Genomic DNA, 2,691 nt, shown 5'->3' on the forward strand with positions numbered 1-2,691 from the left:
GCGCCGCGACTTCGGGAAGGCGACGGCGGGATCGGAGCGTCCAGCCGACCGCCAGGCCGACAACCAAGCCGACGACGACAGCCAGCACTCCAGCGGTGATGGCGTCCACACTCACCGATAGTAAAGCGCTCAGAGCCGTGAAACCGCCCTAACGCGCTCTTCGTGCCGGTGTTGAGCCGTGATGTTCACCCGTATTTCCCAGCCGGTTCACCTTAAGCCGCCCAGTCTCCAAACCTCGCGTCCTACGCTGGCCACCTGGCACAATGTATGTCCGAACCCTCACGACAGGACGACGACCTTATGCGCGATGCTTACCGCGAACAGCTTGACGCCGTCACCGGCCGACTGGTCGGCATGATTCGCAAAGCCGGTGAGCAGATGCACCTGGCCACCAAGGCTTTGCTCGACGCCGACCTCGAGCAAGCAGAGAAGGTGGTCGGCGGGGACGCTCCGATCAACCGTGACCAGCTCGAGATCGACGAGCTGGTCATCGAGCTCATGGCTACGCAGGGACCGGTCGCCAGCGAGCTCAGGACCGTCACCGCCGCGTTGCGCACCACCGCCGACATCGAGCGGATGGGAGACCTCGCCGCGCACATCGCCAAGATCGCGCGGATGCGGTATCCGGATCACGCAGTGCCGGACGAGCTGATGGACACGTTCGCCTCAATGGGCAAGACCGCGGAGCAGATGGCGGAGAAGGCCGGCGAGGTGCTGCGCACGCGTGACCTGGCCTCGGCCGCCGAGTTGTCCCGCGACGACAACGAGATGGATCAGCTGCACCGATCCCTGTTCCTGGCTTTCCTCGACGACAGGTGGGACCGGGGCGTCGAAGCCGCCGTCGACATCGCACTGCTGGGGCGCTACTACGAGCGCTTCGCGGATCACGCGGTGGAGATCGCGGGCCACGTCCGTTACCTGGTGACCGGCGAGATCCAGTCGACTTAGCGCGACCTTCTCACGAGATCGACGAGAGACGAGCGCCCCAGCGTCACGCTGGGGCGCTCGTGCGTTTCGGATCAGGCTCTAGCGGCCCTGGTTCTTGACCGCCTCGATGGCCGCGGCCGCAGCGTCCGGGTCGAGGTACTCGCCCCCGGCCTTGACGGGACGTAGCGACTCGTCGAGCTCGTACACAAGCGGGACCCCGGTGGGGATGTTCAACCCGGCGATAGCCTCGTCGGAGATGCCGTCGAGATGCTTCACCAGCGCTCGCAGGGAGTTCCCGTGCGCCGCCACCGCCACGGTCTGTCCGCGCCGCAGCTCGGGCACAATGGCGTCATACCAGTAGGGCAGCGCCCGCTCGAGCACATCCTTCAGGCACTCCGTGCGCGGCATCAGCTCCGTAGGCAGGTCGGCATAGCGTGCGTCACCGGTCTGGGCGTACTCGTCGTCGTCGGCGATAGCGGGCGGTGGCGTGTCGTACGAGCGGCGCCACAGCATGAACTGCTCCTCGCCGTACTGCTCCAGCGTCTGCTTCTTGTTCTTGCCCTGGAGTGCGCCGTAGTGCCGCTCGTTCAGCCGCCATGAGCGGCGGACCGGCACCCACAGCCGATCCGCGACGTCGAGGGCGATCTCGGCCGTGCGGATGGCACGCCGCAGCACGCTCGTATGCAGGACATCCGGGAGAACGCCACGCTCGGCGAGAAGCTCGCCGCCGCGCCGTGCCTCGGACTCGCCCGCGGCGGTCAGGCCGACGTCGACCCAGCCGGTGAAGAGATTCTTCGCGTTCCATTCGCTCTCGCCGTGGCGGAGCAGCACCAAGCGGTAGGTCATACTCCCGAGCGTAGCGAGGTGGGCGCTTCGAGCACTCCGCGGCCCTGCCATACTTGACGAAAGCCGCGCTCGACGTCGGTGGGATGGAGATTTCTTCTCGGTCTCACGCGGCCGGCGGACGGCTCTACCAGCTGGTTGCGTTGATCTGCCGCCGTCCGAAGATCAGTCGAAGAGATCTCCATCCCACCGACGTCTCTCGGGTCGGCTTGGTCTCAGGGTTCGGCTTGGCCGGGACGCAGGTGCTCGAAGGCGGCGAGGTTGCGAGTGGACTCGCCGCGGGCAAGTCTCCATCTCCACTCTTGGCGGATGGATTCGGCGAATCCCATGTCCAGGATGGTGTTGAAAGATGAGTCGGCCGTGTCGAGGATCGCGCCGAGGATCCGGTCGAGCTCGTCGCCGGTGACCGCATGCAACGGGAGCCTTGCTACCAGGTAGATGTCCCCGGCATGGTCGGTGGCGAAGGCGATCCCCGGAAGCCGGGCGTTGCGCTCCAGCAGCCACCGGTGCACCCCGTCGTGGTTCTCCTCCGGCCGGCGCGCCACGAACGCGTTGACCACGAGGCCATAGTCGCGTACAGCCAGGCTGCACGCGGTCTTCAGCTTGCGCTCACCGGGCAACTCCACCGAGAAGCTTCCCGGGGTGCTCTCCTCCCACGGCTGACCGGTGGCATCCAGGTACGCGCGCACCACGTCGTCGGGACGTCCGTCGTTCACCGGCATGTCACGGCCTCCAGAAGCTCGGCACGGCGACGTTCACATGCTTCGGCATAGATCTCGAGCGTACTCGCGGCCGTGACGTCCCATCCGAACCGAGACGCGTGCGTCAGGGCTCCGGACCGCAGCCGCCGCAGGCTCGAGGGATTGTCCAGCATCGCCAGGATGGCTCGAGCCCAGGTTCCGGGCGTGTGGTCAGCGAGCA

Annotated in this window: 3 protein-coding genes and 1 pseudogene; 1 reads left to right on the forward strand and 3 read right to left on the reverse strand. The window is 66.6% G+C overall.

Translation table 11 applies throughout. The annotated features are described in order from the left end of the window. The first annotated feature begins 300 nt into the window (after nt 1-300). On the forward strand, nt 301-948 hold the full coding sequence (gene phoU, locus ELR45_RS32425; RefSeq protein WP_129669963.1) for a phosphate signaling complex protein PhoU: 648 nt from the start codon (nt 301-303) through the stop codon (nt 946-948). 78 nt (nt 949-1,026) lie between these two features. On the opposite strand, the gene ELR45_RS32430 is transcribed toward phoU, so the two are convergent. The 3 genes and pseudogenes from ELR45_RS32430 to ELR45_RS41860 form a co-directional block, all read right to left on the reverse strand. Then, nucleotides 1,027-1,773 (reverse strand): phosphoglyceromutase, encoded by a 747-nt coding sequence (locus ELR45_RS32430; protein WP_129669964.1) that lies wholly within the window; start codon nt 1,771-1,773, stop codon nt 1,027-1,029. 212 nt (nt 1,774-1,985) lie between these two features. Further along, nucleotides 1,986-2,492, reverse strand: a complete 507-nt coding sequence (locus ELR45_RS32435) for a type III secretion system chaperone family protein (protein WP_129669965.1) — start codon at nt 2,490-2,492, stop codon at nt 1,986-1,988. Beyond that, nucleotides 2,483-2,691 (reverse strand): annotated as a pseudogene (locus ELR45_RS41860) (hypothetical protein); the annotation flags it as partial. The pseudogene ELR45_RS41860 and the gene ELR45_RS32435, both read right to left, overlap by 10 nt.

It is taken from the genome of Phytoactinopolyspora endophytica, from assembly GCF_004138495.1.
GTDB classification, from domain to species: Bacteria; Actinomycetota; Actinomycetes; order Jiangellales; family Jiangellaceae; genus Phytoactinopolyspora; species Phytoactinopolyspora endophytica.